Below are 23333 nucleotides of genomic sequence, written 5' to 3' on the forward strand. Positions count from 1 at the left end.
GGACCTGCCCCACTGCGACGAGTCGGCGCCCAACATCGGCCCGGGCCGCGACCCGCCACCCGCTTCACGGGACGCAGGGCCGACGTTCCGGGACTGATGCAAATAGGCGAGGCAAGAGTCGCGGCCGGCCCGGCCGCCCGGCCGCCCGGCAGGATGTGCTGCCGTTCGCCGGGCGAGCCGTGGGTCCGTAACGGTCAGGCGGCGGGCGCCGCCGCCGGGGCATCTGCCGGGAAGCCGTTGGCCGGGGAGACGCCGAAGGCCTTGACCGCCTGGTAATAGGTCCACGCGGTGCTGTCGCACGAGGTCTTCTTGACGCCCGTGTACTGCGCGCAGACCCGCTTCAGGTCCGCGTAGAAGGCGTCGTCCAGACGGGCCTTGTTGGCGTCGAAGGAGCCGGCCGCCTTGTAGTTGCGGTAGCCGAAGTCGTGGCGCGCGCACGAGGTCTGGAAGGGGAAGCCGAACGGGTTGTCCGGGGAGGAGGAGCAGTAGTCGGTCGACCAGTCGAAGCCGTACGCCGACCAGTTGCCCTGGTTGGCACGCGCCGAGACCCAGGCGTTGTAGCTGGACGCGCTGGTCTGCGTCCAACTGCTCAGCACCTGCGGCTTGTCCGCGGGGGCGGCGGAGGCGGGGGCGGCGAGGGCGAGGACAGCGGCCATGGTGGCAGTGGCGAGGGCGGGGACGAGACGGCGACGCATGACATTCCTCCAGGAGTTGACGGGCCGACGCCCGGACTCCCGTGCGGCGGCGGGGGATCGTCCTCGGATCTCCCGCGGCTCACCCTTGGAGGAAGGAATATCGTGCAACCACACAGGTCCTGTATGGCTTTAATCAGACACTTAAACGGAGTGCGCCACCCCCTCTTCCAGTCGGACCACGGGGCACCGTGTCGTATCGGCCCAGTGAGCCCGGCCGGCCCAGATGGCGGCGGCCAACCCGCGGCGGCTCAGAGGAGTGGGCCCGCAGGCTTCAGCCGGTTGGGCGCGACGGATCGATTCGGCTTGCGCCGTGCGGGTGAGCGGGGGTGTACCCACCGGTGCCGGGGTCCTACAACTGTGCGTGTTCACGGGCGCTTCGGAGCGATCGCCCCATACTCGCCCTCTCTTCCCTGGTGCCGGTAAATCCGGTTGTGGAGGTACGCATGCCCGCACACGTATGGACCGACGATTTGCTGGACCCTCTGCGCAAGGCCGGCGACCCGCTCGCCGACGCCGCGATCGAGGAGGTCTACGAGCTCGGCCAAGAGGAGCAGGTACGCCACGCACTGGCCGGCATCGACCACAACAGTGAGGCGGTCCCCGCAGGCCTGCCTCCAAAACTTGAGGAGTACTTCGCCCGCAGCGCCCTGCTGCCCTCCTGGGCCGATCCGTCCCTCATCGAACGCGGCCAGGCACTGCTCGGGCGTTACCAGGGCCACATCGTCACCACGCTGCTGTGCGGTTCCCTGCCGCTGTGCTACGGCTGCGCCGACGGCGCCCAAGTGCTCTACCGCTCGACGCGTCTGACCTCCGGGGTGTACCGGCGGCTGATGGAGACAGCGCAGTTCGTGGTCGACGTCCTGGACACCGGCGGCCTGGCGCCGGGCGGCCTCGGGGTGCGCTCGGCGCAGAAGATCCGCCTGCTGCACGCGACCATGCGCTACCACCTCTCCCGCCGCGAGGACTGGGACACCTCCTGGGGGCTGCCCGTCAACCAAGAGGACCTGGCCGCCACGCTGATGAGCTTCTCGGTCATCATCCCGCGGGGCCTGGGCAGGCTCGGAGTGGATCTGCCGGCCGCGGACCGGGACGCGTTCTTCCACATCTGGCGGGTCATCGGGCACATCCTCGGCGTCGAAGAGCGGGCCAACCCAGCCCGGTTCGAGGACGGCACCGCGCTGGTGGACGCCGTCCTGCACCGTCAGCAGCGTTCTTCCGAGGCCGGAACGGTTTTGACGAAGGGGGTACTGGACTTCATCCGCGAGTGCCTGCCGGGGCCGCTGTTCGCAGGCGTCGGACCCACCCTGATCCGCCACCTCGCCGGGGATCGCGCCGCCGACGTCGTCTCCGTCCCGCCGGCCGACCTCACCCAGCTCGCCCTCCAGGCCCAGTCACCCCTCAGCCTCGGCTACGGCCGAGCCGGTGACACCGTGCCCCTCCTGGCGAAGGCGTCCAACGAACTGGGCCTGGCCGTCTTCAAGCAGGGCTTGCGCCTGACGAACAAGGGCCGACGCTACCAATGGGACGTTCCCACCGGACTGACCCCCACCACCTGAGGCACGACCGCCGCCGCCTCACCCGCGGCCTCTCTCTGCGAGGCGTGACCTTCGGCGACAGCGCTCGTTCACCGGCAGTGAGGAAGATCATCACCGTCGTAGCGCGGGACAGGTACGTCTCGACGGCGTCGTTGCCGGAACCGTGGACTGCAAGGTCGGCCGGACTGTGCGACTGATCCGCGTTGTCTGTGGCGCGGCCGTGGCGCTGCTGCTGACGGGCTGCACCGCTCCTCCGACCGCATCCCCGCACCGGGAGATCCCGGCCGGCGAACAAGCTCAGGGCGACCTCATCAAGTACGCGCAGCTTGCCCTTGTCACCCGCTGTCTGTCCGGGCAGGGGCTGACCCTGCCGTCCGTACCGGAGGACCCGAAGACCACCTCCGGCCAGAACAAGCGCTTCCAGGCCGCCTATTTCGGCACTGACCCCCGCGAGCTGTCCTTCACCCTCCCCACCGGACACACGGTCACCGCCAACACGGACGGCTGCCTCGCCGACGCGCGGCGCGTTCTCTACGGCGATCAGAAGCGGTGGTTCGAAGCCGAGGTGATCGTCAACAATCTGAGCGCGGAAGCACAGGCGCGGATGACGGATGACCCCCATCACCGCGCCGCGACGGCCCGCTGGAAACGCTGCACGGGACACCTGTCCGGAACGCACCCGGACCAGCCGGAACCGGCCGTCACAGACCGCTGCAACCGCGAGAGCGGCCTGGCCGAGATCGAATCCCGCCTGGAGCCCGCCCTGTTGGCGAAGGTACGTACCGAGCGGCGCGAGCAACTGGCCGCCTACCGACAGCTGCGCAAGCTCGCCCTGCAACGAGCTGCCAACCTGACCTCCGCCGCAAAAGCCCCCCATGGGCTCAGTCAGAGAACCGACCCGACCAAAGATCTGGAACCAGCAGAACCGAAAGGGCACAACCCCTCATGACCATGCAACGCATCATCACGTCCGCTGCCGCTGCCCTCCTCGCCATGACCGGAGCCCTGACGGTCTCCACCACGGCCGGCGCAGCCGACTGTCCCAGCGGACAGTTCTGCGCCTGGGAGAGCGCCGACTTCGGTGGTCAGCGCGCCAACTGGTCAGGCGATGACGGCTGGTGGGAGTCCTGGATCGCCGACGAGGACTCCTCGTGGGCCAATCACGGCATCTCGGGTCCGGGTATCAAGGACCACGTCAAGGTGTACTCCCGGGCACACCAGGGCGGCCACATGACCATCTGTCTGGCCCCCGGCCAGGAGGTCAACTACAACGGAGCTGCGAACGACAACGGCGACTCCCACACCTGGGCAATGGGCTGCTGACCCGGATGGGGTGATGTCGGAGCGGTGGGTGGAGCGGTGGCGTCGGCAGTGGCCGGAGGCCGGAGTGTTCGGGGCCCCGCTCGAAGGGATCGCCGAGACGTCCCAGGCTGAGAGATTCACAAATGGTCAGACCGGCAAGGGAATTGGAGTGCAGGCCGCTTTGCCGGTCATAGGTACGAAGGGCCCGGCATCGGACATGGCCGATGCCGGGCCCTTCGTACGTTCACCTGCTGGCGGCCGGATTCGCCACGCCGCTCTCATTGACCACGAAGTGGCCGTTCGCGGCCCCGTCGAAGGTGCCGTTCTCGATCCACTCGGTCAGTGCCGCCTGGTACGTGGAGTGCGGGCCGGCCCAGGGGCGGCCGGGGCGGCCGCCGTACGGCGTTCCCGATTCCGGGATGCAGCGGGGGCCCGAGCAGCCCGCGAGGTGCAGCAGGTGGCTGCCGCACCGTACCTGTACGAGTACCTTGTCGGACGTCCCGAGACTGTTGTAGATGGCCGGCCCCCAGGCCGGGTTGGCGACGGTGTCGTCGGTGCCGTGGATGACGAGCGAGGGCGTCGTCGTCAGCTCTCCCGCGACCTGGGCGTTCCAGCCGTACAGGGAGAATGTCGGTGAGCGGTTGAGGCCGGCGGGGTTGGTCGGGCTGTCACCACCCCACGTGCTGCCCAACGGGTCCTCCTCCATCATCTGCCCCCACAACTGCTCCTGCGTGCCGGGGATCCGGTGGCCGGTGCAGACCTCGGCCCGCCCGGGCGGCATCGTCGGACCCGAGACGATGGACATCCGTGTGGCGAGGCTCGTGGGGAAGCTGGTGAAGCCCGCTGGCGGGGTCACCTCCTCGGTCGGTGTGTCGAAGCCGGACGAGTGGAACACGACACGGTTGACCTTCTCCTTCGCGAACGCCGGATCCGTGTGCAGCGTCCTGGCGGCGTAGTTGGCGCCGAAAGACCAGCCGATCAGGGTGACCTTGCCGTCCGACGGCTTCGCGCGAGCGATGGCGTGGTCGATGACCTGACGGATGTCGCGTACGAACACGTCGGTGCGTGCGAAGCGGTGATTGCTGGAGTGGGGGCGCCGCTGCCCGTCGAGAGGGTTGTTCAGCAACAGTGTCCCCTGCTGGTCGAGGGGGAAGATCGGCAGGTGCGCGCGGTCGCACCCCTCGGGGTGGGAGCAGCTCCCGTCTGCGTTGTACGGCCTGAGGCTCGCGTTGCCGGGGTCGTCGAGACCGTCCGCGAAGCGTGTCGAGCGGCCGTAGCCGAGCAGGCTGGGTGCGAACGTGTCGATGCCCGCCTGGGCGAGTGCCCGCTGCGTGCTGAGCGTGCCCCCGTCGGGCGCGTTGTGCCGCAGGTCGAACGACGGCGTGCCGGGGACTCGGCTGCCGTGGACCAGCACCGCGGCCCGGTTGGGCACGCCGCGACACTTGCCGTGGGCGTACACCGGCCGGACGCGGTGGACCTGGATCTTCGCCGGGCGGCCGTCGAACTTCGGATCCGGCATCAGCCCAGCCGGGACCGTGAAGTCCAGCCAGTGGTCCTGGACCCTGACGCCGGTCGGCGCTTTGTCGCAGCGCGTGGCCGGGGACGGGCCCCCGGCGGCGGTCGCCGCGGGGCCGGAGCCGACGGCGGAGGTGAACAGGCCGACGGACAGGAACAGCAGCCACAACCTCTGTCGGCCGCGCGAGGTTCTGGTGGGGGTGGGTGGGAATGTTCTTCGGATGTGCAAGGTGTCTCCTGAGACGGCTGGTGTCCCGGGCGGGGATTCAGGAGCATCTTTGGGCGTGTTGTGACGCCCTGCCAGGCGGGCTCGGCCGGATGGACCTACCACCACACGGGCGGTCCCGCAGGGGCCACTTACACGCTGGAGATCACGGCGGGAGCGAACGGCTCCTGGACGGCTTCGAGGCCTGGTCAGTTCCGCCACCGGAGGTATTTCAGTCAGACGAGGCCGATGACGAGGCTGATGGCGGCGAGGACGCGGGAGCCGAGGGTGACGTTGCCCTTGCCGCTCTCGGCGGGGGCGGCGGCCTTCCCGGCTCCGGGGACCGCGTGCGGGAGAAGGAAGGCCGCCTGCCCGACCCGACAGCCGCAGTGCGGCCGACCTGCCGGTCCTTCTCCCCGCCCTCGAAGCGTTCCACGGCCTGCAGCCGGATCCGCCCCCGCGCGGCCCGCGTCGGTCAACCCGCCGCCCTGCGCGTACTTCACAGCCGGCGACCTGGGCCCTCAAAGGGGTTTCGAGATCGGGCCTGCCTGCGGCGCTGTTCCAACAGCTCCTCCACCGCGCTGCGTACCCGGCTTTCCCGCCTCGCGCGGTCCTCCAGCTCCCGCAGCCGGCCGAGTACCACTTCCACTGAGGCGGCGCACGGCGCGCGATCAACATCCATTCCCGCTCAGGCATTCAACGCAACCGTACGAACTGACCCCGGCCCTGAGGAACAGCGCGTAAGCAAACTCTCCACGCCGCCATCGACCCCGGTGAGGCCTTGCCCGGCCGATCACGCGCAGAACTCCCTGCCCGCCCAGGCCTGATCGGCTCCGCATCCGGTGGTTAGCCTGTGCTGATGGGACTGGACATCACCGTGGTCATGGCCGACTGGGAACAGTTGGCCCGGATACCGGCGGGCGGGCGCCTGGAGGTGCTGACCGACGCCGTGTACCCGGACTTCTGCTGCGTTCCGTGCGAGGAGGCCGACCTTGCGGTGAGGGGTGGCTGGGTTTGGCAGCGGCAGTCGTTGTGGTGCGCTGAGTACCGGTTCTTCGGGACCACCGGTTCGTACAGCTGGCACTTTCATCTGGCCAATGCCTGGGGCGACATGAGGGCGTCGGCCGCGCCCGACCTGAGGGACGCTCTCGACCGCTTCCTGGGCGGTCTGGTGTGGGACGGCCCGGACGACGCCGTGGGGGCGGGGCCAGACGATGACCTGCCGTCGGCGGGCGGTTTCCCGGACGACCCCGCACCGTGGCGCCCCCGCGTGCTCCTGCTCCGTACGCCGGACGAGGTGCCGGCGCTCGTCCGCGCCTGGGAAGTGGCCGCACCCCGGTTGGAGGACCTCCGCGAGCCCTTCAACACCGAGGCCCGCGGCTGGGCGGCCCGGCCCGGTACCTTCGACGACGCCGTCGCGCTCATGCACGAGTGGGGTGAGGTGGTCACACAAGCCGGACTACGGGGCTGGGGCCTGGTCGGACTCCCGTAAAGATCACGCCCTACCGCGGCAGCACAGGGCTGGAGCGATCAGACGATCGTGCGACCAGGTCCATCTCGAAGCACGAGCTGAGCACGTCGTGCGCATGTGGCTGAGGAATTGACACGTCCGGCGGTGACGGCGCCCGCCGGCCGGGCAGTGGGCGCGTGGACCTGACCTGGAAGGGCTGTGATCGTGCGCCCGTCGGCCGGGCGCGCGCGCCGGTCGCGGAACCCGGATCTGCTCACGCACGGGGATCAACTGCGGGGCATCACCCCACTGACCCCCTTGAACGGCCCAACGCCTCGTCGGGCCGGTAACGGGTGGGCGTGGTTCGTCTGCCGGGAATCTCGGTGGGCGGGCCTGAGCCCTGCCGCTGCTGATGAGCCCGGCAGGAGGTGACGCCCATGCTGACCATTGCTCCAGTCGATCCGGCCTTCGGCATCCGCATCGGCATCGGCGGCGGCCTGGACGGCCCGCAGGATCCTTCCCACGTGCCGTCCGGTCTGGCCTGGTGCGCCGCGACTGCGCCCGACTCCGTCTCGGAGGCGATGGCGTCGATGAGCGGATGGGTCTCCTGAGCGAGAGTTGCCGCGGCCTCGTTTCGGTCGCGCCGGCCTTCTCGGCCAGCCTGGCCTGGGGCCGATCTGCGCGGTGGCACGACGCGAGAGGGAACGTGTGTCGGCTGGCCTGAATGGAGTAATGATCTCGCTTTGCGGTTATAGATGGACCGCTCGGGGGTGTCCGCCGCAGAAGGGCTGATGCCATGCGTGTGTCTCGACATCTGATAGCCGCCGCCTGCGCCGGCGCACTGTGTGTGGGCGCCGCGTCCGCCACCTCGGCCAAGGCCCCGCCGCCTGATGCCCCGGCCTGGACCACGCCCTCCCTTGTCGGGCCCAATGAATCGCTGCAAATCACCGTGGTCTGCCCCGTCAGCAAGTCGCCGCCCCCAACCATCACCGCCGGCTCCCAACTGTTCGGCGAGGCTCTGCTGCGCCTCCAGCTCGGCACGGAGTACGGCGGTCAGACCTACATCGGGACGACCAAGATCGCCTCGGACGTACGCGGCAGGCCCGGCGACCCCAACTACGAACCCGACCGGATACAGACCTGGGGCATCGACGGACAGTGCCCGAACGGCTCACAGTTCAACGCCGCCGTCGCTGTCGACACCCTCAGGCAATCCAGCCACCCGCGCCACGCCCCCGAGCCGGCACCGACACCCTCGCGCGCCTACCGCGTGGGCGAGGTCGCACCAGCCGTCAACGGGCTGCCGATGTGCGGCCTGAGGGGGAACGCATACGTCGTCATCGACCAGGGGCGCGCCGTCGTCATCGATGGCAGCGGCCATTACGTCCAGGCCATCCTCGAGCCGGGCCAGACGGAGGACCGCACCTACAAGGTGACGTTCAACCGGGATGGCAAGAGCGTCACCCACACGCCGGACGGCTCGACCAAACCTGTCATCGAGGTGTGCAGCAGTTAGGGCGCCCCCAAGTCCGCCAGGTCGGGTGCTGCACGGAGCTGGACTCTGCCGACCTCTTCCCATGAGTTCTGCCGGGTCGTGGCAGCGATGATGCCCGAAGCCTTCCTGATCACCAGTCACAGCGAGGACGTGCGGGAGGAAGAGGCTTTCGAGGGTACTCGGGTGTACGCCGAGCGGTTCGCGGACCAGGTCCTCGCCCGCAAGGCCGATTTTCCCTTCGACCAGCAGGAATTGCGGAAAGTGATCACCTCGGGCCCCGACATGGCACCGGCGCACGGAGGACTGTACGACCTGCGTCGTACGGACACCACCGTGCGCGCGGTGGTGTCGTTCTCCGTCATCTATGAGCGAGCCGCACCGATTCTCGGCCCGGCCCAGGCGATGGAGCATCGGTGCTTCACCGTCACCTTCTCCGGTGCTGGTACGGACGGCGTCTCGGCGGCCATCACCGCGCACGGCCGTGACACGTCGTGCGGGGAGTTGGTCGCCGACAGCGGCGCGGCACGCGGCGGAGTTCTGACCCCACGAGGTCCTGGCGGCCCTTGAGGCTCCGCGCCCGTCAGTCCGCAGCCGGCGATGCCGCCGTAGACCACGCCGTATCCGTCTGCGCGGGGTTTTGGAGCGTGGGCCGGGACCAGGGGGCGTCGACGTCGCCGGACTCCGGCCGTAGTCCGATCTCGCGGAGCTGGTTGACCGCCATCATGGCGGTGAACATCGCATTCGGGTTGGCGCCGCCGACCCCCAGTTCAGCGACGATTTCCGCGTAGCGGGTGGTGAAAGCGCTTGGCCGAACCTGCCTGCTCTCTCTGGTCAGCCTGAGTGCCGCCTCCTGCAGGGCGGTGGCCTGTTCCAGCAGCCCGTCCAGGTAGGACACCGCTTCAGCGCCACGGCGCACGGCGAAGGTGTGTCCGTCGGTGAGGAGTGCGGCTTCTCCCTCCTCGAAGAGGAGAGCAACGGCGCCGAGCGCGGTCTGGATCTTGAGCTGGTCGGCGTCAACCATCGCACCGCAGGGTCCGTTGCCCTCGTCGGACAGGTGAAGAACGCCGCTGTCCCTCAGGTGCACGATCACTTGCCCGGTGCAGTGGCCCTGGCTGCGCAGCAGGCGGACCGCGCCGTCGGCGAAGGTCCAGCCGGTGAATCGAAGCGGAAGCGAGCCGATCCGAATCCGCTCCAGCGGTCGCTCCTCGTAGGTCCGGGGCTCGTCAGCCAGGTCGTTGTTGCCGACATGGTCGAGATGGCCGTGCGTAGTCAGCACCAGTGCCCGGGACCAGTGCCCGACCCGGTCGGCCGCCTCCCGCAGTGCCGCGCGGAAGGCCGCCGTGACGCCGGTGTCGACGAGCACCAGCGTGTCGCCGACCCGGTGTACGAGGGCGTTGGCGACGTCCGCTGATCGTGCTCGAAATCCAGTTCCTGCCCGAGGACAAGCACGGTCACGTCGTCGATCTCGATCAGGTCACCGAGCGCGGTCATGGATCCTCCCGCAGTCTCGTCGGGGTCCGGCTCGCCGAGGAGCCTATAGAGGCAGGTGACGAGCACGAGGGGCACGATGAAGTGATGGGTGATGGGTGATGGTGGACACTGCACGCCGAACCGGCCCCGGTGAGCCCTGCCGCCCACCTCGACGATGTCGACGACGAGTCCCCTGTCGACGAGCGTACGCCGGGCCGGCCTGGTGTCCCCGGGAAGCCTCCGGCCAGGGTGGCCCTGGTCGCCGTGATGGGCGGCATCATCGCCTACACCACGACGATCGACCACTTCACCATCGGCGACATGTAAGGCGATTGGGGGTGGCCCGGACGACGCCGTGGGGGCGGGCCCGGACGATGAGCTGCTGACTGCGGGCGGTTTCCCGGACGACCCCCCTGTGGCGCCCCGCGTCCTCCTGCTCCGTGCGTCGCCGGACGAGGTGCCGGCGCTCGTCCGCGCCTGGGAAGTGGCCGCACGAAAGATCCGTTATCGTGCGTTGCGTATCCCGAGAATGTATGCCGCGGTAAGCGCAACGGCACGGTCTTCGTCATGTGACAGATCGGCGAGGGCGCGTGACGCTGTGATTCCCGGGATATCCGCGAGCGCCTGTGTCAGCCGTCGACGTGCAGACGATTCAACCGTGCCATCGGCGAGGCAGTCAATGAGCCTCGTAGCGATCTGATCCGCCAACGCGGGATCATTCGCCAGCGCGCTCAGTGCATCGGCCGCGTCGACGTCATTCGTCTCCTCGACGACCATGTCGATGAGCGTCGGGACCGCGTCGGCCACTCCACGTGCCCCGAGCGCCAGAGCTGCATACCTGCGAACCACGATGTGGGAGTTCGCGAGGGCGTCCCGCAGCAGTGCGGTCGCCTCACCGTTCGGAATCTCGGCGATGGACTGGACGGCACGTTTCCGCACCTCGGCTACCGGTGAGCCCAGGCCCTCCGCCAGCAGTGGCAATCCGCCATCGCCCAACTGCGCCAAAGCCCATCGAAGGGCTCCGGCGACGTTGGGGTCCGTCTCGCTCAGCGCTGCCTCGACCAGTGCTTCCACTGGCACCGGAACCTCTGAGACTGAGGACAGGGCCGCGCGCTGGCGCGTTCCAGCGCTCTTTGACCCCAACGCCTGAAGGAGCGAGACGGTTTGGAGGACGTCCTCCCAGCCGGCGGGTTCCGCGGCACCGATCCGACGGAGTCGCGTGAGCAGCTCCGTCTCACCTGCAATGCGTTCTCGCGTCTGGCGGATGAGGTCGTCGACGAGCTCCGAGGGCGTGAAGCCGGGATCATCGAGCGCGCGCCGGACTTCACGCAGCGACAGACCCAATGACCGCAGGCTCTCGACATGGAAGATTCTCCGGACGTCCTCGCTGGAGTACTCGCGATAGCCGGCGGCGGTACGACCCGTTGGCCGCACGAGGCCGAGCGAGTCGTAATGCCTGAGCATGCGGGCGCTGACCCCGGACCGTCGTGCCACATCACCGATCAACACTGCCTATCACCCCTCCTTGCTGGTCGTGCCGAGGGCTACGATGCGCTTGGCCTCCTCGATCGCGAACTCGAATCCGGCATCCGGGTTGCGCATCAGCCGTTCCGTGGCGATCGCGTGCTGACGCACGCGAGGGTCGAGATCCGTCATCGCGGCGCGCAGGGTCGGCATGACCACCTCACCGAGCGCGATCAGTGCCCGGCTGAGGCTCAACTGCGTCTCACGCTCGCCGCGCCCGAGCTGTGTCGCCAGCACTCCGGCCAACTCTGCTTCTTCACCTTCGGGCACGAGTACGCCCGCTGCTCGCCAGGCGCTCCGCGCCACCTCGTCGTCGGCGTCGGTCAGAAGCGCCCGTGTGATCGCCGGCCACGCTTGCCGATCCCCGATCTTGGACAACGTGTGCAACGCCTGGCTTCGTGCCTGCGCACGCTCCGAGCGGAGTTCATCGAGAAGCTTTGGGACCGTCATCGATGACGAGTGGCGGGTGAGTGCCCACGTAAGTATTTCACGCACATTAAATTCGGGCTCGATCGCGCATCGTTCGATGAGCTTGTCGATGAACCGCGTGTCTGGGGTCGTGCCGACCGCCAGCGCTGCCTGAAGCCGCACCGACGAGCTGCTGTTCTCCCATCCCTGGAGAGCTCGCATCATGTCCGTGTCCTCTTTCGGCATGGTCATCGGGACCACCTCCTTGGCTGCAGTGAAGACCTTGTCACTGTGTCAAGGTCAAGCGAGGCCACGCCGTGAGAGGGCCAGGCACCGTCTGCTCACCGGGTCCGGTGCCGGTCACGTCAGACGGGACGTGCGTGATGCCATGAGGCTGGTGGCTGCACGATCCATTGCTGGCCGGGCTGATCGGCGAGCTGACCATGCGCAGTGCGGAGTTCGCCACGATGTGGGCCGATCACCGGATCGTGGCCTGTGATGTCGCCGACCACGAAATGCGCCACCCGCTGGTGGGGACACTGACAGTCACCCAGCAGACGCTGCAGAGCCCGCAAGGAAGCGGACCGTCCCTGGTGGTGGCTACACCCGATCCCGGCTCCCCGTCCGCGACAGCCCTGAAGCTGGCCCACGCCACCGCACCGCAGGAAGCGACCCTGCCGCGCAACGGGAGCCGACTTGCGCTTGTCCTGCCCGCCCACTTCGTGGGGGAACGCAGCGGCGGTGCGTTCGGCATCCAGCGGTGGGCCCCGCTCGACCGACTCTGAAATCCGGTTGGTCCACAACCACCACCACAACCACGGCCCCGGAGCCGTGCCCCGGGCCGCAGGGTGACACGGCAGTGGACAAGGACAGTGAAATGTCATCCAGGGTGCGCACGCCACCCGCCGCAAGGTTCCGGGCTGGGCGGCCGACAACGCACCCGCAGCCGCACGAGTCCTGGGACGGCGTACGGGACGCCACCGTGCTGTCAACGTCTGGACGGCCGCCTCCGTGGGCGGCGACCTGCCCGTCATGGTGTTCGTCCACGGCGGTGGATTCGTCGCCGGATCGACGCGGTCCTCGATGTACGACGGCTCCGGCTTCGCCTGCGACGGCGTCGTCCTCGTCACCCTGAACTACCGGCTCGGTATCGCGGGATTCTCGACATCCCCGGAGTGCCCGCCAACCGCGGCCTGCTCGACGTCGTCGCCGCGCTGCGCCGGGTGCGCGAGGATATCGCTGCCTTCGCCGGTGATCCGCGCAACGTCACGCTCTTCGGCCAGTCGGCCGGGGCAACGATTGTCGGCGGCGTGCTCGCCACCCCGAAGCCACGGGCCTCTTCCGCCGGATCATCGTCCAAAGGGGCAGCGGCCTTGGGGCGTTCACGACCGAGCAGGCTGCCCGCGTCACCAAGGCCGCAGCCACGGCCGTGGGCACCGATCCCCATGCCGACGCCTTCGCGGACATCTCCGACGAGCGTCTGGTCGAGGCCGCCAACCGGCCCGCGGGCATCGACCTGCAGAGCGAGACGCACAGCGACCCGCTGATCGGACTCAGCCCCTTCAGCCTGGTCCTCGACACGCAGCCCGCCGAATCCGTCTCCGTCGGCCTCGGCGCCGACGTCGACGCGGCGGCGGCACGCGCGCACCCGAATCCGGCGCAGCTCGTCGAAACGTACCGGAAGGCGCGCCCGGAGGCGTCCTTCGGTGAGCTGAGGTCCGCCATCATGGGCGACGCCGCGCTCGGCGCGGGCAGCTGGGCACTGGCCAGTGCTCATGCCGCCCACCCCCAGTCCGCCCCCTTCGGCCACGAGTTCGCGTGGCGCTCCCGCCCTCAACGGAGAGCTCGGCGCCACCCCACGCGATGGAGCTCCCCTTCGTCTTCGACCTCGCGTAGTTGAACGGACCCAACGGCCTGCTCGGCCCGACAAGCCCCCCGCGGATCTCGCCGCCCGAGTGCACGAGACGTGGGTCCGGTTCGCCAGGACCAGCAACCCCGGCTGGGACCCGTACGACAGCGAGCGCCGGGCCACGATGCGCATCGACGCGCAGTGGACCCAGGTCGACGACCCTCGCGGCCAGGAACGACAGGCCTGGAACTGACCCGGCGGCAGCGCCCCGGGGGCGGGTGCGTCACGCCCAGTCCGTGCCGAGGTCGGTGAGGGAGCCGGTCCCCGACCCGTGGCCCGCTCGCGGCGGAAGGCGCACCCGCACCCGCACCGGCCCCGCCCCAGGTCCCTCGGCCCGCTACCGCGGAGGTCTCAGTTCCTGCCCAGTTCAGGCCGCTGTCTGGCCGTCTACGGAGATGTCCAGTCGGTCGGCCAGGGTGGTGAGGGCCGTCCCCAGGGGAAGCGCCACCCGGGTGACGGCGTGCCGGTCGCCACGGGTCGGATCCCGGTTGACGATCAACACGGGCTTCCCGGCCTGAGCTGCCTGACGGACGAACCGGAGCCCGGACATCACCGTCAGCGAGGAGCCCAGGACCAGCAGCGAGGACGCCTCACCGACCAGTTCGCGGCATTGCTCGACCCGCCGCGGCGGAACGGCTTCGCCGAAGAACACCACATCCGGTTTGAGGCTGCCGCCGCACCCCGAGCAAGGCACCACGCGGAAGTCCCCGACCTGTTCGTCGGTGAGGTCGGCGTCACCGTCCGGATTCAGCCCGGCGGCCACCGGCTCGAAGCCCACATTGGCCCCCTCCAGCCGCCGGGCGAGTTCACGGCGCGAGCTGAAGGCGCGGCAGGAAAGGCACACGACCCGGTCCAGGCCTCCATGAAGTTCCACCACGCCCTCGCTGCCGGCGGCCTGATGCAGGCCGTCGACGTTCTGGGTGATCAGACCCGCGAGCAGGCCGTGCCGCCCGAACGCCGCCACAGCCCGGTGCCCGGCGTTGGGCCGGGCACGGCCGAACGTGCGCCACCCGAGGTGACTGCGCGCCCAGTACCGGCGCCGGGCCTGAGCACTGGCGGTGAATTCCTGGTAGGTCATCGGGGTATGCCGACTCAGGCTCCCGTCCTTACCCCGGTAGTCGGGGATGCCCGACTCCGTGGATATGCCCGCCCCGCTGAGCACCAGCACACCGCCGGTCCTCAGCGCGTCGGCGACCGGCTCCGGATCCGTGGTGCCAGGCCGTAGGTCCTCGGTAGGCGTCCAGCTCAGCGTGGGGCGCATGCGCATGCCGCCAGCGTACGGAACAAGCAGCACACCGGCACAGGACCGTGATGCTCGGGCCGGCCCGGACCTCGGTTGACCTGGCCCGCACCCTTGCACCAGCTGGGGGTCAGCAGGCCGCGCACGCCGCGGGCCTGCTCGTCAGCGCTCGCCACTGGCCGCCCGCATGCCGCATGCCGCAGATCGACGAGAGCGACGGTGAGGCGAACCAGTGGTCGGTGTAGGTGCAGCGCCAGCGCAACTGCGACGTACTGCTCGTCGACCGGCATTACCTCACCGGGGGCGTCGCGCTTGCTGACCCGCCTCGAAGCTTGCCTGCCCGTTGACCTTCGGACGCTCGTCGGTCCAGTCGGCGCCGACGAGGCGGTCGCGGAGGTCTTCGAGGGGAAAGCAGCCGTCGCGTGCATGACGGGCACCGAGGCGCTCCGGCTCCGGGCGGGGACGGTGCTGGGCGGCGGCGTGGACGCGGCGAGGTCTCGTGCCGTGCCGCGGTCGGCCAGTGCCCGAATTTTGGTACCGATGACGGTGCCGGCTGACCAGGGTGCGCGGTCCGGACGCCGCGGCAGCGACAGCTTCGGGCGGTCCAGGTCGAACACCCGAAGACCAGACCACACGATGTGAGGGGGCAGCTCGATGCGACCCGTCCTGGGCCCCGCGACCTTGTCCAGGGAGGCGGGCAGCCGCCCGGCGTACCGGGCCCGAAGCACCTCCGCTGCTGTGGGCGGCTCCGGTCGGCTGGTCACCTGCGTGATCACACCCCGATGATCCCCCGTCCCCCGTCCCCCAGACCCCGCACACCCCGTGGGCAGACCTGCTGCCGTCCCGGCCGCGGCCACCGGCGGTGGGGGAGTCCAGCCGCGGGCGGTTCCTCAGCACGAGACCCCGGGTCCATGACCACCCCGGGGTCTCTCTGTTCGCTGACCTCCACCCTGCAGCCGGCCGGTCACTCCGGCACACCCAGGGCAACGTCTGGCTGACAGGGCGGGCAACCAGGTACGCCCTCGGCCAGGGCCCGGTACGCCTCCTCGGTACTCAGCGCCGCGCAGCGTTTGCCTGTGTCCCAGGAGGACGGGCCCGCCGGAGTACGCTGCCTCAGCTTCCGTTGGGCCGCAGTCGGCCGTGCCTGACCAGGTCCACGGCCTCTTCGACGTCGGGGGTCATCCAGCGGTCCTGGCCCAGGGCCGGGATGTGGTCTCGGAACCGCTGGTGGAGTTCGGTGGTCCGCTTCGCCGGCGTCAACTCGCCCATTTTGGGCTTGGCCAGGTCGACGCCCTGGGCGGCAAGGAGGAACTGGACGGCCAGGACGGTTTCGGCCCGGTCGAGATTGTCGTCCAGGTTTCGGACCGAGGCCATGGCCATGGTGTTGTGGTCCTCCTGGCCGAACTTCTCCGGCCGCGACAGCACCCCGGCCGGCATCGCCCGCGCCTGCATCTCCGGGATCAGAGCCGCACCGACCGTCTGGACCTGCACCATGCCCGAGTTCAGCCCGACCGGCTCGGCGGCCAGGTTGTCGGGCAGCCCGTAGCTCCACTTCGAGGAGATCAACCGTCCCGACAACTCGTGGCTGAGCACCGCCACATCCGTGATCTGCGCGTTCAGAGTGTCCAGCGCATGACCGATCTGCGCCCCGTCCCAGTTCCCACCCATCACGAACTCATACGATGAACCGGTCTTGAACAGCAGCGGGTTGGACGTCGAGGCATTCGCCTCCCGGCCGATGATCGTCCTCGCCTCTTGCAAAGTCTGGCGGACCGTGCCGACGATGTGCGGGGCCGCGCGCACCGAAACCGCGTCCTGCACCCGAGGTGACTTTTCCCCGAAGCGCCTGCGTCCCTCCTCCGTCATCCACTCGCTGTCCCCGGTCAGCTCCCGCAGGAAAGCTGCTTCCTCTTCCTCGGCCGGCACACGGCGCTCGGCATGCGTACGCGCGTCGAGCGAACCGGCCTCGGCCCGGGTTGCCTCGAGGAACAGACCGAACGCACCGTCGAACTGGTCCAGGAACCTCTCCGCCCGGACCACCGAAGCCGCGTAGCGTGCCGTCAGTACCCCGCTCCCACTGATCAGCGGCAAGGCCTCACCCGCCTCCAGGGCGAACGTGCTCGGCAGGCCCGCCTGCTCCAGCACCTGCCCGGCCGGGCGCGCGGGACCCCCGCGCAGCCGCGCCATCGCGCCATCTCCGGTCAGGACCATCCCGGCGGCCGCCATGGGCTGCAGATCACCGGTTCCCAGCGACCCGACCGAGGGCATCACCGGGGTCACCCCGGCGTTGACCAGGGCCAGCATCCGCCGCACCATCTCCGGCCGCACGCCCATGTGACCGCGAGCCATGGCGTTCGCCCGCAACACCAAAGCCAACCGGGCGACCCCGGCCGAAACCTCCTCACCCACCCCTGCCGCGTGCGAACGCAGAATCCTGCGCTGGAAATCCCGTTGCTGCACCGTTGTCAGCGGATGGTCCTTCAGCGGTCCCAGGGCCTGATTCCACCCGTACACCCGCTGGCCGCTCTTCAGCGCGGCCAGCGCCCCGGCACGTGCCTGGTCCATCTTCGCGGCAGCCGACGAAGCGAGCCGCAGGGGCCCGGCCGATCCGGCCAGCACCGCGTTCATCTGGCCCAGCGTCAGGTGCCCGCCGTCGAGAACCACATCCGCGCCCTTGACGGGTGCGGTGATCCCGGCCGGCGCCTGGGCCCGGGCGGGCACCGGCCCGGCCGAACCCGTCAGCACCACGGCCGTAGCAGTGACAACGGAGCCGCACAACACCCCCCAACGCCACCTGGAGCGCTTGCCTGCTGCGGGCACCCCACCGGGTCCGGACTGCTCAGCGACAACATCGGGTCTGCGGCCGGGGCCAAGGAGAAAGAAGGTCACAGCCTACGCATCGGCACAACACCCGTGGCCCTCCAGAAAGTCTTACCGGCAGACGACCGCGCACGGCTCAGCACCGAGAAGGTCCGTCCCTTCGCGCGGGATTGGTGAAACCGCTCGACGACCGGTATATAGCCCAAACCCGGCCCGACCCGTTCGCCTCGCCCGACGACGGCTGGTGGGTAAGACGCTGTGGGGGATAGGCCTCCGTCGATCAGTGCCGCGGATCCGAGTTGACCGGCGTCACTCCGGGCCAGGAGCCTGGCCGACCGGTGTGAATCAGGCCCAGAGGTGTGCCCCGAATGTACGTGTGCTGGTGAGAACTGCGGAAGACTCGGGATCCGGACTCGCGATCGAGGGGCGATGGGCGTGGTGAACAGCATGGAGAACCAGGGCGCCCGCCCTGACATGTGGCTGCTCCTCGGCCCGAGGCAGCACAATCTCGGCTATCCGGAAGAGGACGTCGCTGCCTTCCGCGACGCGTTCGGCCCGGAGGCCGTCGTGATGTACGACCATCTGGTCATGGGTGTCCACGGCGGTCGGCTCGTCCTCCGCGACCTCGAAGGCCGCCCGCTACAGGCCCCCACGGTGGTCTATCCGCGCGTTGATGCGGACACGGACTGCGGGCTTTCGCTGGTGTCACATCTCGAGGCCATGGGGAGTGTCGTCTTCAACTCAGTTGAGGCCCGTCTCAACTGCGAGAACAAGTTCCGCCAGCTCCGGTTGCTGTCACTGGCCGGGCTTCCGGTCCCGGACACCTACGGCTCTGTCCATGCCGCCCTGCCGAATCTCTTCAACACAGGTATTCCTGACCCGTGTGTGGTCAAGGCGGTGCGCGGCAGAGGCGGGAGCCGTGTCTTCCGGGCGACCCGGGAGATACTCGAGGATCTCCACGGCAGTCTCCGGGACGATGTTCCCTACGTGCTGCAGCGCTACCACGGGTTCCGCCCAGGCTGCGACCTGCGCGTGGTCGTCGTCGACGGCCGCGCGGTGGCCGCGAAGGTCCGGTCCAGCATCAAGGGCTTCAAATCCAACGTGGCGCTCGGCGGCACGTCCGAGCCGTGCCTGGGGCGCTTTCCCGCAGGGGAGCGGCTCGCATGCCGGGCCGCCGTCGCAGTAGGAGCAGACCTGGCCGGCGTCGACCTCCTCTTCGAACCCGATGGCACCTTCACCATCTGCGAAGTCAACACAGGCCCCGGCTCGAAGGACCTCCCGCAGGTAACGCCGGCGATCATCGAAGCATGCGCGGCCCGGGTGGCAGAGAGGTGACCAACCAGCGGGAAATCACCGAGATCGCTGTACAGCTGCGTCGAGCCAACTCCACTGGAGTCACGCTGTCAGCACAGGGTCAGGAGACGCCCGCCCCGGGCCCTTCGGCCCGGGCTACGCCATCGATCAGATGTCGTTTCGTGGTGAATCGCAGTCCTACGGCTTCGAGGGTGGCCGGGTCTCCAGCGGCCCCTTCAGCGAGGGCACCGCGCGCACGGCCGGACCACGAGCAATCTGGTCGAGTTCGGCGCCGCCTGCGTGCCGGGCGGCATCGCCACCTACACCACGACGATCGACGGTTCGCCCTCGATGACATCTAAACGGCCGGGCCGCTGCGGCGGCGGGCCGGTGCTGGGTGGAGCTGTCCTGGCCGGCCCGGCGCAGGGTACCGCCGACTCCCCGTCGGGGGTTGTTCGGCACGGGGGTGGTGTACTCCCGTCTGGTCGAGGAGTGCCGGTGCCCGAGGCATGACTGCGGCGGCATCGTCCCGGCGTCCCGGTTCCTGGAGCGCGGCAGCGCTGCGCCCGCGATGGAGTGGCACCCGGGAGGTGGAATCCACTGCAAGGACGTGGCTCGGTCGGTGGGCCGCTCGCGGCGGGCGGGGGGACGGCGGTGCTGTCCGGGTATTGAGCCGGGAGGGGGCGCGGGCGGGTGCTTGTGGTCCGCCGGTAAGGCGGCCGGCGGGCGTGGTGACAGGATGCAATGGGTGGGTGGCCGAGTGTCACAGCCCGAGGGCGATGGCCAGGCGGGTCAGCTCGGCGGTGCTGTGGGCGTTCAGCTTGGCGCGGATGCGGCGGAGGTAGGCGTCCACGGTGTGCTTGGAGAGTCCCATGTGGCGGGCCGTCTGCAGGTAGGTGCGGCCTGCGGCGATGTGTCGCAGCGCTTCCTGCTCGCGGGGGGCCAGCGCGGCTGCGGGGGCCTGGGTGTGCGGCATGGTGAGGGTGAGGCTCATGGGATTTCCTCCGCCGGATCGGCTGGGTCATCACTGCTCGCGTCCTCGGAAGCAGCGGGCTGAATGCCCGTTTTGTCTCTTGTTAAGAGCTTGTTCGGGTGACTTCGCGAGAGTGTCCGCCGACTGTCACAGGCGTGTGACAAGGCACGTGTGAACGCGCGCCACGGTGCGCTCGGTAACCGTCTGAGCACGACCGTCCGGCAGGGCCAGGGCCACTCCGTCGTCGGAGCTGGGCACGTCGTTCTGGCCGTGGCGGGAGGATCGGCAGAAGTACCTCGGCGGCGTCGCACCCGGTGCCCGCCGTGGTCGGAGCCGGGCGGCGGTCACCCACGTGCTGTGCTCGACCGGCTCCGCACCGCCGCCCATGGCCGTCTGTCGCACGCGAGGCTGCTCCTCCCCGTCGGGGAGGAGCAGCGTGATCGATGCGGGTGGTGGTGGTGCGGGGTCTGGCACGGGGGTCAGCCACGCTGCCGTGCTCTGTCGCGCCCCGCGCCCGCCTGCGCGGCCACCCGTTGTGCCTGCGGTGAGCGTTCCGGAAGCGCAGACACACACCCGCGGCGGATGTGGCGTGGTCCCCGGCAGCGACAGCCCGGGACCCCCACACTCAGCTGAGCCGCGCCTCGGGAAGCTGAACAGCCGCCCAGAATGCCCGCAGCCCCGCCCCTGGCCCGGGCGGCTCGCCGTACGGCGGCCAGGCCCAGTGCACCCCGCCCTGCCGCGCGCCGCTGCGGGTGTCCAGGCTGGTGGGGGCGGGCTTTGCGGGGCAGGCTGATAAGTACGACACCTACCGGCACACCGCTGCGGGAAAGGGACTCGGGATGATCCAGATCGCGGATATCCGAGAGTGGCGCACTCACGACGTCGTCGACTCCGCAGGCCACAAGATCGGAGTGCTGGAGGCCGTCTACGTGGACACCAGCACGGACCAGCCGGCCATGGCCACCGTTCAGGTCGGACTGCCCACCCGCCACCACCTGGTCTTCGTCCCGCTGAACGGCGCGATCGTGGGGCCTGGCTACGTCAAGGTGGACTACGACAAGTCGCTGGTGAAGAAGTCGCCGGCGATCGGCACGGACGATGTCCTGCCCGCCGAGGACGAGGCCGCGGTCTTCGCGCACTACGGCCTGCCCTACCAGCCCGGCGCGAACGGCGAGCGGCAGCTCGCCCGCCGCTGACCCACCCGTCAGAAGGTGCCTTGTGTCATGACGCTCTTCCTGATCCTCGTCATCGTGGCCATCGTGTTGGGCATCATCGGCGTCGCCGCCGAGGGACTTCTCTACCTGCTCATCATCGGTATCGCGGTCTTCGCCGCCGCCCTCATCCACCTGGTCGTGCACCTGCGGCGCTCCGGCCGCCACCACCGCACGCTCCGCTGAGACCTCTCGGGACGCGGCATGCGTCCGCTCGTTCGCGGCCGTGTGCAGTGGATGAGTCCAGGCCGAGGTGCGTTCCGCCCTGCACTCCTCGCAGGGGCAAAGCCGGCGGACGTTCGGGGCGGGAGCCGTGTGTTCGCAGGAGCGGCTGACCCGCTCGGCGGCCGCGACCACGGAGGCGTCGGTGCTGTCCGGGAGGATTGGAGCCACCCCGGGCCCCGGGCGCCGAGCCCTGGGGCACCTCCCGCCCGTCCGGAGCCACTGCCGCTCGTCATGGTCCGAGCGCCCGTACGCTGCGCCCCGGGCGGGGAGCGGCGGGCAGGCCTCGCCGTGGCCGTCGGCTGACCTGTCGGCCACCTGATCGCAGCGCGGGGGCGGCCTGCGCCCCCTGATAAGGCTTGGTCGCTCCCGCGCCAGACAGGGTTTACGCCACCACCCCTCCGGCGAACGGCCAACGACGGCAGCCACGCCGCAGCCCTCGCCGCAGACCGCGGCCTGCCCGAGATCTGGGCCGCGGCCCTGCTCACCGGCCGCGCCCCGCCCCCCTGGACGCCGACGGGCTGCGGGCCGCCGCAACCGCCGCCGCCTGGGCGCTCACCGAACGCCCGATCGGCGACCCGGCCGCGATCGGCGCCCGCACCCTGATCGACCGGCTCACGGACGAAGGCCCCCGCCCTGCGCCCTCCGCCCCGGCATACGACGCCACACCGATCCCGGACCCCGTCCACGAACGGTTCACCCGGACCTGGGCGGAACAGACACAGCCACGCCGCGTCCAGAGCGTGGCCGCGCCCTGCGCGCTCGCCGGGGCGCGGGGCCCTGCGTGCGCGCGGGGGTTCCGCGAACCCGGGCAGCCGCCCGATGGGGCACCGGCAACAGCGGCCGCATCGACGGCGGCACAGCATCCATCACCAAGGTCATGGCGACCGGCGGTCACAGCGGGTATCGAAGCGATCGCGCGGGGCTCTGAACAGCGGTGATACCCACCCGTGTCACCCGATTGGCGGATATCTGGTGGGGGTCGACCAGGGGCTGGGGGAGACTTGAAAAATCGCCTGGCCACACCTTGCAGGTTCTCCATGCACGACAGGAGGATGGCCGTGTCGCGTAGAGAGATCACTCTTCGAACGATCGCCCGGGACCTGTCGGGAGTCTGGCAGCACGCCGGCGGGCCCCATGACCTGGTCGTACCGGAGGGGGTCATGCGGCCGCTTCTGGGCCGCATCAGTGCGCAAGTCTCCGAGGATCTGGCCGCGTTCGCGCAACGAGACGCCGCTGCGCGCGGCGAGGAGGCCTACATCTACTCCAGCTACCTCGCCTTCAGAGCCGTGATGGCCTACAGGCTGGCCCACGCTGTGTGGGCGCTGGACGCCTCGCGTGGGCTGTCGGGGGAACTGGCCGTGCGGGCGCGCTGCATCTCCGAGCGTTTCCGGCTGGCTACGGGGGTCGAGATCCACCCGGGGGCCGTCATCGGGCGGCGGTTCGTCGTCGATCACGGGTTGGGGACCGTGATCGGGGAGGAGTCCGTGATCGGGGACGACTGCTACTTCGTGGAGAGTGTTGTCCTGGGGGCCCGCGACATCGTCGCCAGGGCGCCGGGCGGTGTTCAGCCTCGCCGGCATCCGCGGATCGGGCACCGGGTGCAAATCGGCGGGGATGTGCATGTGTTCGGGCCGGTCACGGTGGGGGACGACTGCCTGATCGACCCGGGGGCGCGGATCACCTGCGACGTCCCGGCCGGATCGCGGGTGCGGGTCATCTCCACCATCCAGGTGAGTTGCCGCGCTCACGCGCCGACCGTGGACGGTGTGGCGTGTGTGGAGGGGCTGGTGGTGATCACCGGGTCCGGGCTCATGGGGCTGCGGCCCGCGGTCGTGGACGAGGCAGGCGTGCCGCAGGCGTTCTTGACGGTGGTCACGGCCGGTGACGGTGAGATCCGGTGCGCGCCCCGTCCCGCGAGCCCGGGTCACGAGTTGGGGCTGCTGCGGGACCGCGACGTCGTCAGCCTGATCAGGCCGATGCCCTCGCTGCTGCGCGCTGTCGGCGGCGAGCCATCGCGGACCCGGGTCTTGCTGGTTCCGTAAAGCGGCGCATGACCGGTCATC

At 69.8% G+C, this 23333-nt stretch carries 22 protein-coding genes and 3 pseudogenes; 15 read left to right on the forward strand and 10 right to left on the reverse strand.

Features of this window, described 5'->3' with window-relative positions; translation table 11 throughout:
• Positions 1-194: 194 nt before the first annotated feature.
• A complete protein-coding gene (locus ACWDYJ_RS09165) occupies positions 195-695 on the reverse strand; it encodes a phospholipase (RefSeq protein WP_451564853.1) in 501 nt (166 codons plus the stop codon).
• Between the two features lie 443 nt (positions 696-1138).
• Between ACWDYJ_RS09165 and ACWDYJ_RS09170 the strand changes: the two genes are divergently transcribed.
• From ACWDYJ_RS09170 to ACWDYJ_RS09180, 3 genes are all read left to right on the forward strand, one after another.
• On the forward strand, positions 1139-2251 hold the full coding sequence (locus ACWDYJ_RS09170) for an oxygenase MpaB family protein (protein WP_451564854.1): 1113 nt from the start codon (positions 1139-1141) through the stop codon (positions 2249-2251).
• Positions 2252-2450: 199 nt separating this feature from the next.
• Positions 2451-3179, forward strand: coding sequence for a hypothetical protein (locus tag ACWDYJ_RS09175; RefSeq protein WP_451564855.1), 729 nt, complete (start codon positions 2451-2453; stop codon positions 3177-3179).
• A complete protein-coding gene (locus ACWDYJ_RS09180) occupies positions 3176-3553 on the forward strand; it encodes a peptidase inhibitor family I36 protein (protein WP_451564856.1) in 378 nt (125 codons plus the stop codon). Before ACWDYJ_RS09175 ends, ACWDYJ_RS09180 begins: the two co-directional genes overlap by 4 nt.
• A gap of 223 nt (positions 3554-3776) precedes the next feature.
• On the opposite strand, the gene ACWDYJ_RS09185 is transcribed toward ACWDYJ_RS09180, so the two are convergent.
• Together ACWDYJ_RS09185 and ACWDYJ_RS09190 are read right to left on the reverse strand one after the other, a co-directional pair.
• Positions 3777-5276, reverse strand: coding sequence for an alpha/beta fold hydrolase (locus tag ACWDYJ_RS09185; protein ID WP_451564897.1), 1500 nt, complete (start codon positions 5274-5276; stop codon positions 3777-3779).
• A 345-nt stretch (positions 5277-5621) separates the two neighbouring features.
• Positions 5622-5755, reverse strand: a pseudogene (locus ACWDYJ_RS09190) (IS630 family transposase); the annotation flags it as partial.
• A 356-nt stretch (positions 5756-6111) separates the two neighbouring features.
• Between ACWDYJ_RS09190 and ACWDYJ_RS09195 the strand changes: the two are divergent.
• The 4 genes from ACWDYJ_RS09195 (at position 6112) to ACWDYJ_RS09210 (ending at position 8764) form a co-directional block, all read left to right on the forward strand.
• On the forward strand, positions 6112-6744 hold the full coding sequence (locus ACWDYJ_RS09195) for a hypothetical protein (protein ID WP_451564857.1): 633 nt from the start codon (positions 6112-6114) through the stop codon (positions 6742-6744).
• Positions 6745-7139: 395 nt separating this feature from the next.
• Positions 7140-7313 (forward strand): hypothetical protein, encoded by a 174-nt coding sequence (locus tag ACWDYJ_RS09200; RefSeq protein ID WP_451564858.1) that lies wholly within the window; start codon positions 7140-7142, stop codon positions 7311-7313.
• A gap of 236 nt (positions 7314-7549) precedes the next feature.
• Positions 7550-8218, forward strand: coding sequence for a hypothetical protein (locus tag ACWDYJ_RS09205; protein WP_451564859.1), 669 nt, complete (start codon positions 7550-7552; stop codon positions 8216-8218).
• Between the two features lie 78 nt (positions 8219-8296).
• Positions 8297-8764, forward strand: coding sequence for a hypothetical protein (locus tag ACWDYJ_RS09210; RefSeq protein WP_451564860.1), 468 nt, complete (start codon positions 8297-8299; stop codon positions 8762-8764).
• Between the two features lie 13 nt (positions 8765-8777).
• Here ACWDYJ_RS09210 and ACWDYJ_RS09215 read toward each other — a convergent pair.
• Positions 8778-9587: pseudogene (locus ACWDYJ_RS09215) on the reverse strand (MBL fold metallo-hydrolase); the annotation flags it as partial.
• Between the two features lie 23 nt (positions 9588-9610).
• Between ACWDYJ_RS09215 and ACWDYJ_RS09220 the strand changes: the two are divergent.
• Positions 9611-9787: a hypothetical protein gene (locus ACWDYJ_RS09220; RefSeq protein ID WP_451564861.1), complete on the forward strand. Its 177-nt coding sequence runs from the start codon at positions 9611-9613 to the stop codon at positions 9785-9787.
• Positions 9788-9817: 30 nt separating this feature from the next.
• Entirely contained in the window at positions 9818-9994 is a 177-nt protein-coding gene (locus ACWDYJ_RS09225) for a hypothetical protein (protein WP_451564862.1), read from the forward strand.
• Between the two features lie 177 nt (positions 9995-10171).
• Here the strand turns inward: ACWDYJ_RS09225 and ACWDYJ_RS09230 are convergent, their stop codons facing one another.
• Together ACWDYJ_RS09230 and ACWDYJ_RS09235 are read right to left on the reverse strand one after the other, a co-directional pair.
• On the reverse strand, positions 10172-11176 hold the full coding sequence (locus tag ACWDYJ_RS09230) for a HEAT repeat domain-containing protein (RefSeq protein ID WP_451564863.1): 1005 nt from the start codon (positions 11174-11176) through the stop codon (positions 10172-10174).
• 6 nt (positions 11177-11182) lie between these two features.
• Positions 11183-11851 (reverse strand): HEAT repeat domain-containing protein, encoded by a 669-nt coding sequence (locus tag ACWDYJ_RS09235; RefSeq protein ID WP_451564864.1) that lies wholly within the window; start codon positions 11849-11851, stop codon positions 11183-11185.
• A 161-nt stretch (positions 11852-12012) separates the two neighbouring features.
• Here ACWDYJ_RS09235 and ACWDYJ_RS09240 point away from each other — a divergent pair, with 161 nt between their 5' ends.
• Entirely contained in the window at positions 12013-12384 is a 372-nt protein-coding gene (locus ACWDYJ_RS09240) for an MmyB family transcriptional regulator (protein WP_451564865.1), read from the forward strand.
• Between the two features lie 74 nt (positions 12385-12458).
• Positions 12459-13701 (forward strand): annotated as a pseudogene (locus ACWDYJ_RS09245) (carboxylesterase family protein).
• A gap of 174 nt (positions 13702-13875) precedes the next feature.
• On the opposite strand, the gene ACWDYJ_RS09250 reads toward ACWDYJ_RS09245, so the two are convergent.
• The 3 genes from ACWDYJ_RS09250 to ACWDYJ_RS09260 form a co-directional block, all read right to left on the reverse strand.
• On the reverse strand, positions 13876-14775 hold the full coding sequence (locus tag ACWDYJ_RS09250) for an NAD-dependent protein deacetylase (protein WP_451564866.1): 900 nt from the start codon (positions 14773-14775) through the stop codon (positions 13876-13878).
• Between the two features lie 937 nt (positions 14776-15712).
• Positions 15713-15934, reverse strand: a complete 222-nt coding sequence (locus ACWDYJ_RS09255) for a DUF6233 domain-containing protein (protein ID WP_451564898.1) — start codon at positions 15932-15934, stop codon at positions 15713-15715.
• Positions 15862-17469, reverse strand: coding sequence for an HAL/PAL/TAL family ammonia-lyase (locus ACWDYJ_RS09260; protein WP_451564867.1), 1608 nt, complete (start codon positions 17467-17469; stop codon positions 15862-15864). Before ACWDYJ_RS09260 ends, ACWDYJ_RS09255 begins: the two co-directional genes overlap by 73 nt.
• A gap of 534 nt (positions 17470-18003) precedes the next feature.
• On the opposite strand from ACWDYJ_RS09260, the gene ACWDYJ_RS09265 reads away from it, so the two are divergent.
• Positions 18004-18903, forward strand: coding sequence for an ATP-grasp domain-containing protein (locus ACWDYJ_RS09265; RefSeq protein ID WP_451564868.1), 900 nt, complete (start codon positions 18004-18006; stop codon positions 18901-18903).
• A 721-nt stretch (positions 18904-19624) separates the two neighbouring features.
• On the opposite strand, the gene ACWDYJ_RS09270 is transcribed toward ACWDYJ_RS09265, so the two are convergent.
• Positions 19625-19855 carry a response regulator transcription factor gene (locus ACWDYJ_RS09270; RefSeq protein ID WP_451564869.1) on the reverse strand — a complete coding sequence of 77 codons (231 nt, stop codon included), beginning with the start codon at positions 19853-19855 and terminating at the stop codon, positions 19625-19627.
• An 818-nt stretch (positions 19856-20673) separates the two neighbouring features.
• Between ACWDYJ_RS09270 and ACWDYJ_RS09275 the strand changes: the two genes are divergently transcribed.
• The 3 genes from ACWDYJ_RS09275 (at position 20674) to ACWDYJ_RS09285 (ending at position 23312) form a co-directional block, all read left to right on the forward strand.
• Positions 20674-21030, forward strand: a complete 357-nt coding sequence (locus ACWDYJ_RS09275; RefSeq protein ID WP_451564870.1) for a PRC-barrel domain-containing protein — start codon at positions 20674-20676, stop codon at positions 21028-21030.
• 27 nt (positions 21031-21057) lie between these two features.
• Positions 21058-21231: a hypothetical protein gene (locus ACWDYJ_RS09280; RefSeq protein WP_451564871.1), complete on the forward strand. Its 174-nt coding sequence runs from the start codon at positions 21058-21060 to the stop codon at positions 21229-21231.
• Between the two features lie 1097 nt (positions 21232-22328).
• Complete coding sequence (locus tag ACWDYJ_RS09285) at positions 22329-23312, forward strand: serine O-acetyltransferase (RefSeq protein ID WP_451564872.1); 984 nt, start codon at positions 22329-22331, stop codon at positions 23310-23312.
• Positions 23313-23333: the final 21 nt, after the last annotated feature.

The organism is Streptomyces sp. NPDC003042 (assembly GCF_053591315.1).

What these genes read in the sequence shown, in the direction of transcription:
- ACWDYJ_RS09250 (WP_451564866.1), bottom strand. Translation starts at nt 14,775, where the DNA reads ATGCGCATGCGCCCCACGCTGAGCTGGACGCCTACCGAGGACCTACGG.
- ACWDYJ_RS09165 (WP_451564853.1), bottom strand. Translation starts at nt 695, where the DNA reads ATGCGTCGCCGTCTCGTCCCCGCCCTCGCCACTGCCACCATGGCCGCT.
- ACWDYJ_RS09270 (WP_451564869.1), bottom strand. Translation starts at nt 19,855, where the DNA reads ATGAGCCTCACCCTCACCATGCCGCACACCCAGGCCCCCGCAGCCGCG.
- ACWDYJ_RS09235 (WP_451564864.1), bottom strand. Translation starts at nt 11,851, where the DNA reads ATGACCATGCCGAAAGAGGACACGGACATGATGCGAGCTCTCCAGGGA.
- ACWDYJ_RS09180 (WP_451564856.1), top strand. Translation starts at nt 3,176, where the DNA reads ATGACCATGCAACGCATCATCACGTCCGCTGCCGCTGCCCTCCTCGCC.
- ACWDYJ_RS09280 (WP_451564871.1), top strand. Translation starts at nt 21,058, where the DNA reads ATGACGCTCTTCCTGATCCTCGTCATCGTGGCCATCGTGTTGGGCATC.
- ACWDYJ_RS09195 (WP_451564857.1), top strand. Translation starts at nt 6,112, where the DNA reads ATGGGACTGGACATCACCGTGGTCATGGCCGACTGGGAACAGTTGGCC.
- ACWDYJ_RS09200 (WP_451564858.1), top strand. Translation starts at nt 7,140, where the DNA reads ATGCTGACCATTGCTCCAGTCGATCCGGCCTTCGGCATCCGCATCGGC.
- ACWDYJ_RS09275 (WP_451564870.1), top strand. Translation starts at nt 20,674, where the DNA reads ATGATCCAGATCGCGGATATCCGAGAGTGGCGCACTCACGACGTCGTC.
- ACWDYJ_RS09170 (WP_451564854.1), top strand. Translation starts at nt 1,139, where the DNA reads ATGCCCGCACACGTATGGACCGACGATTTGCTGGACCCTCTGCGCAAG.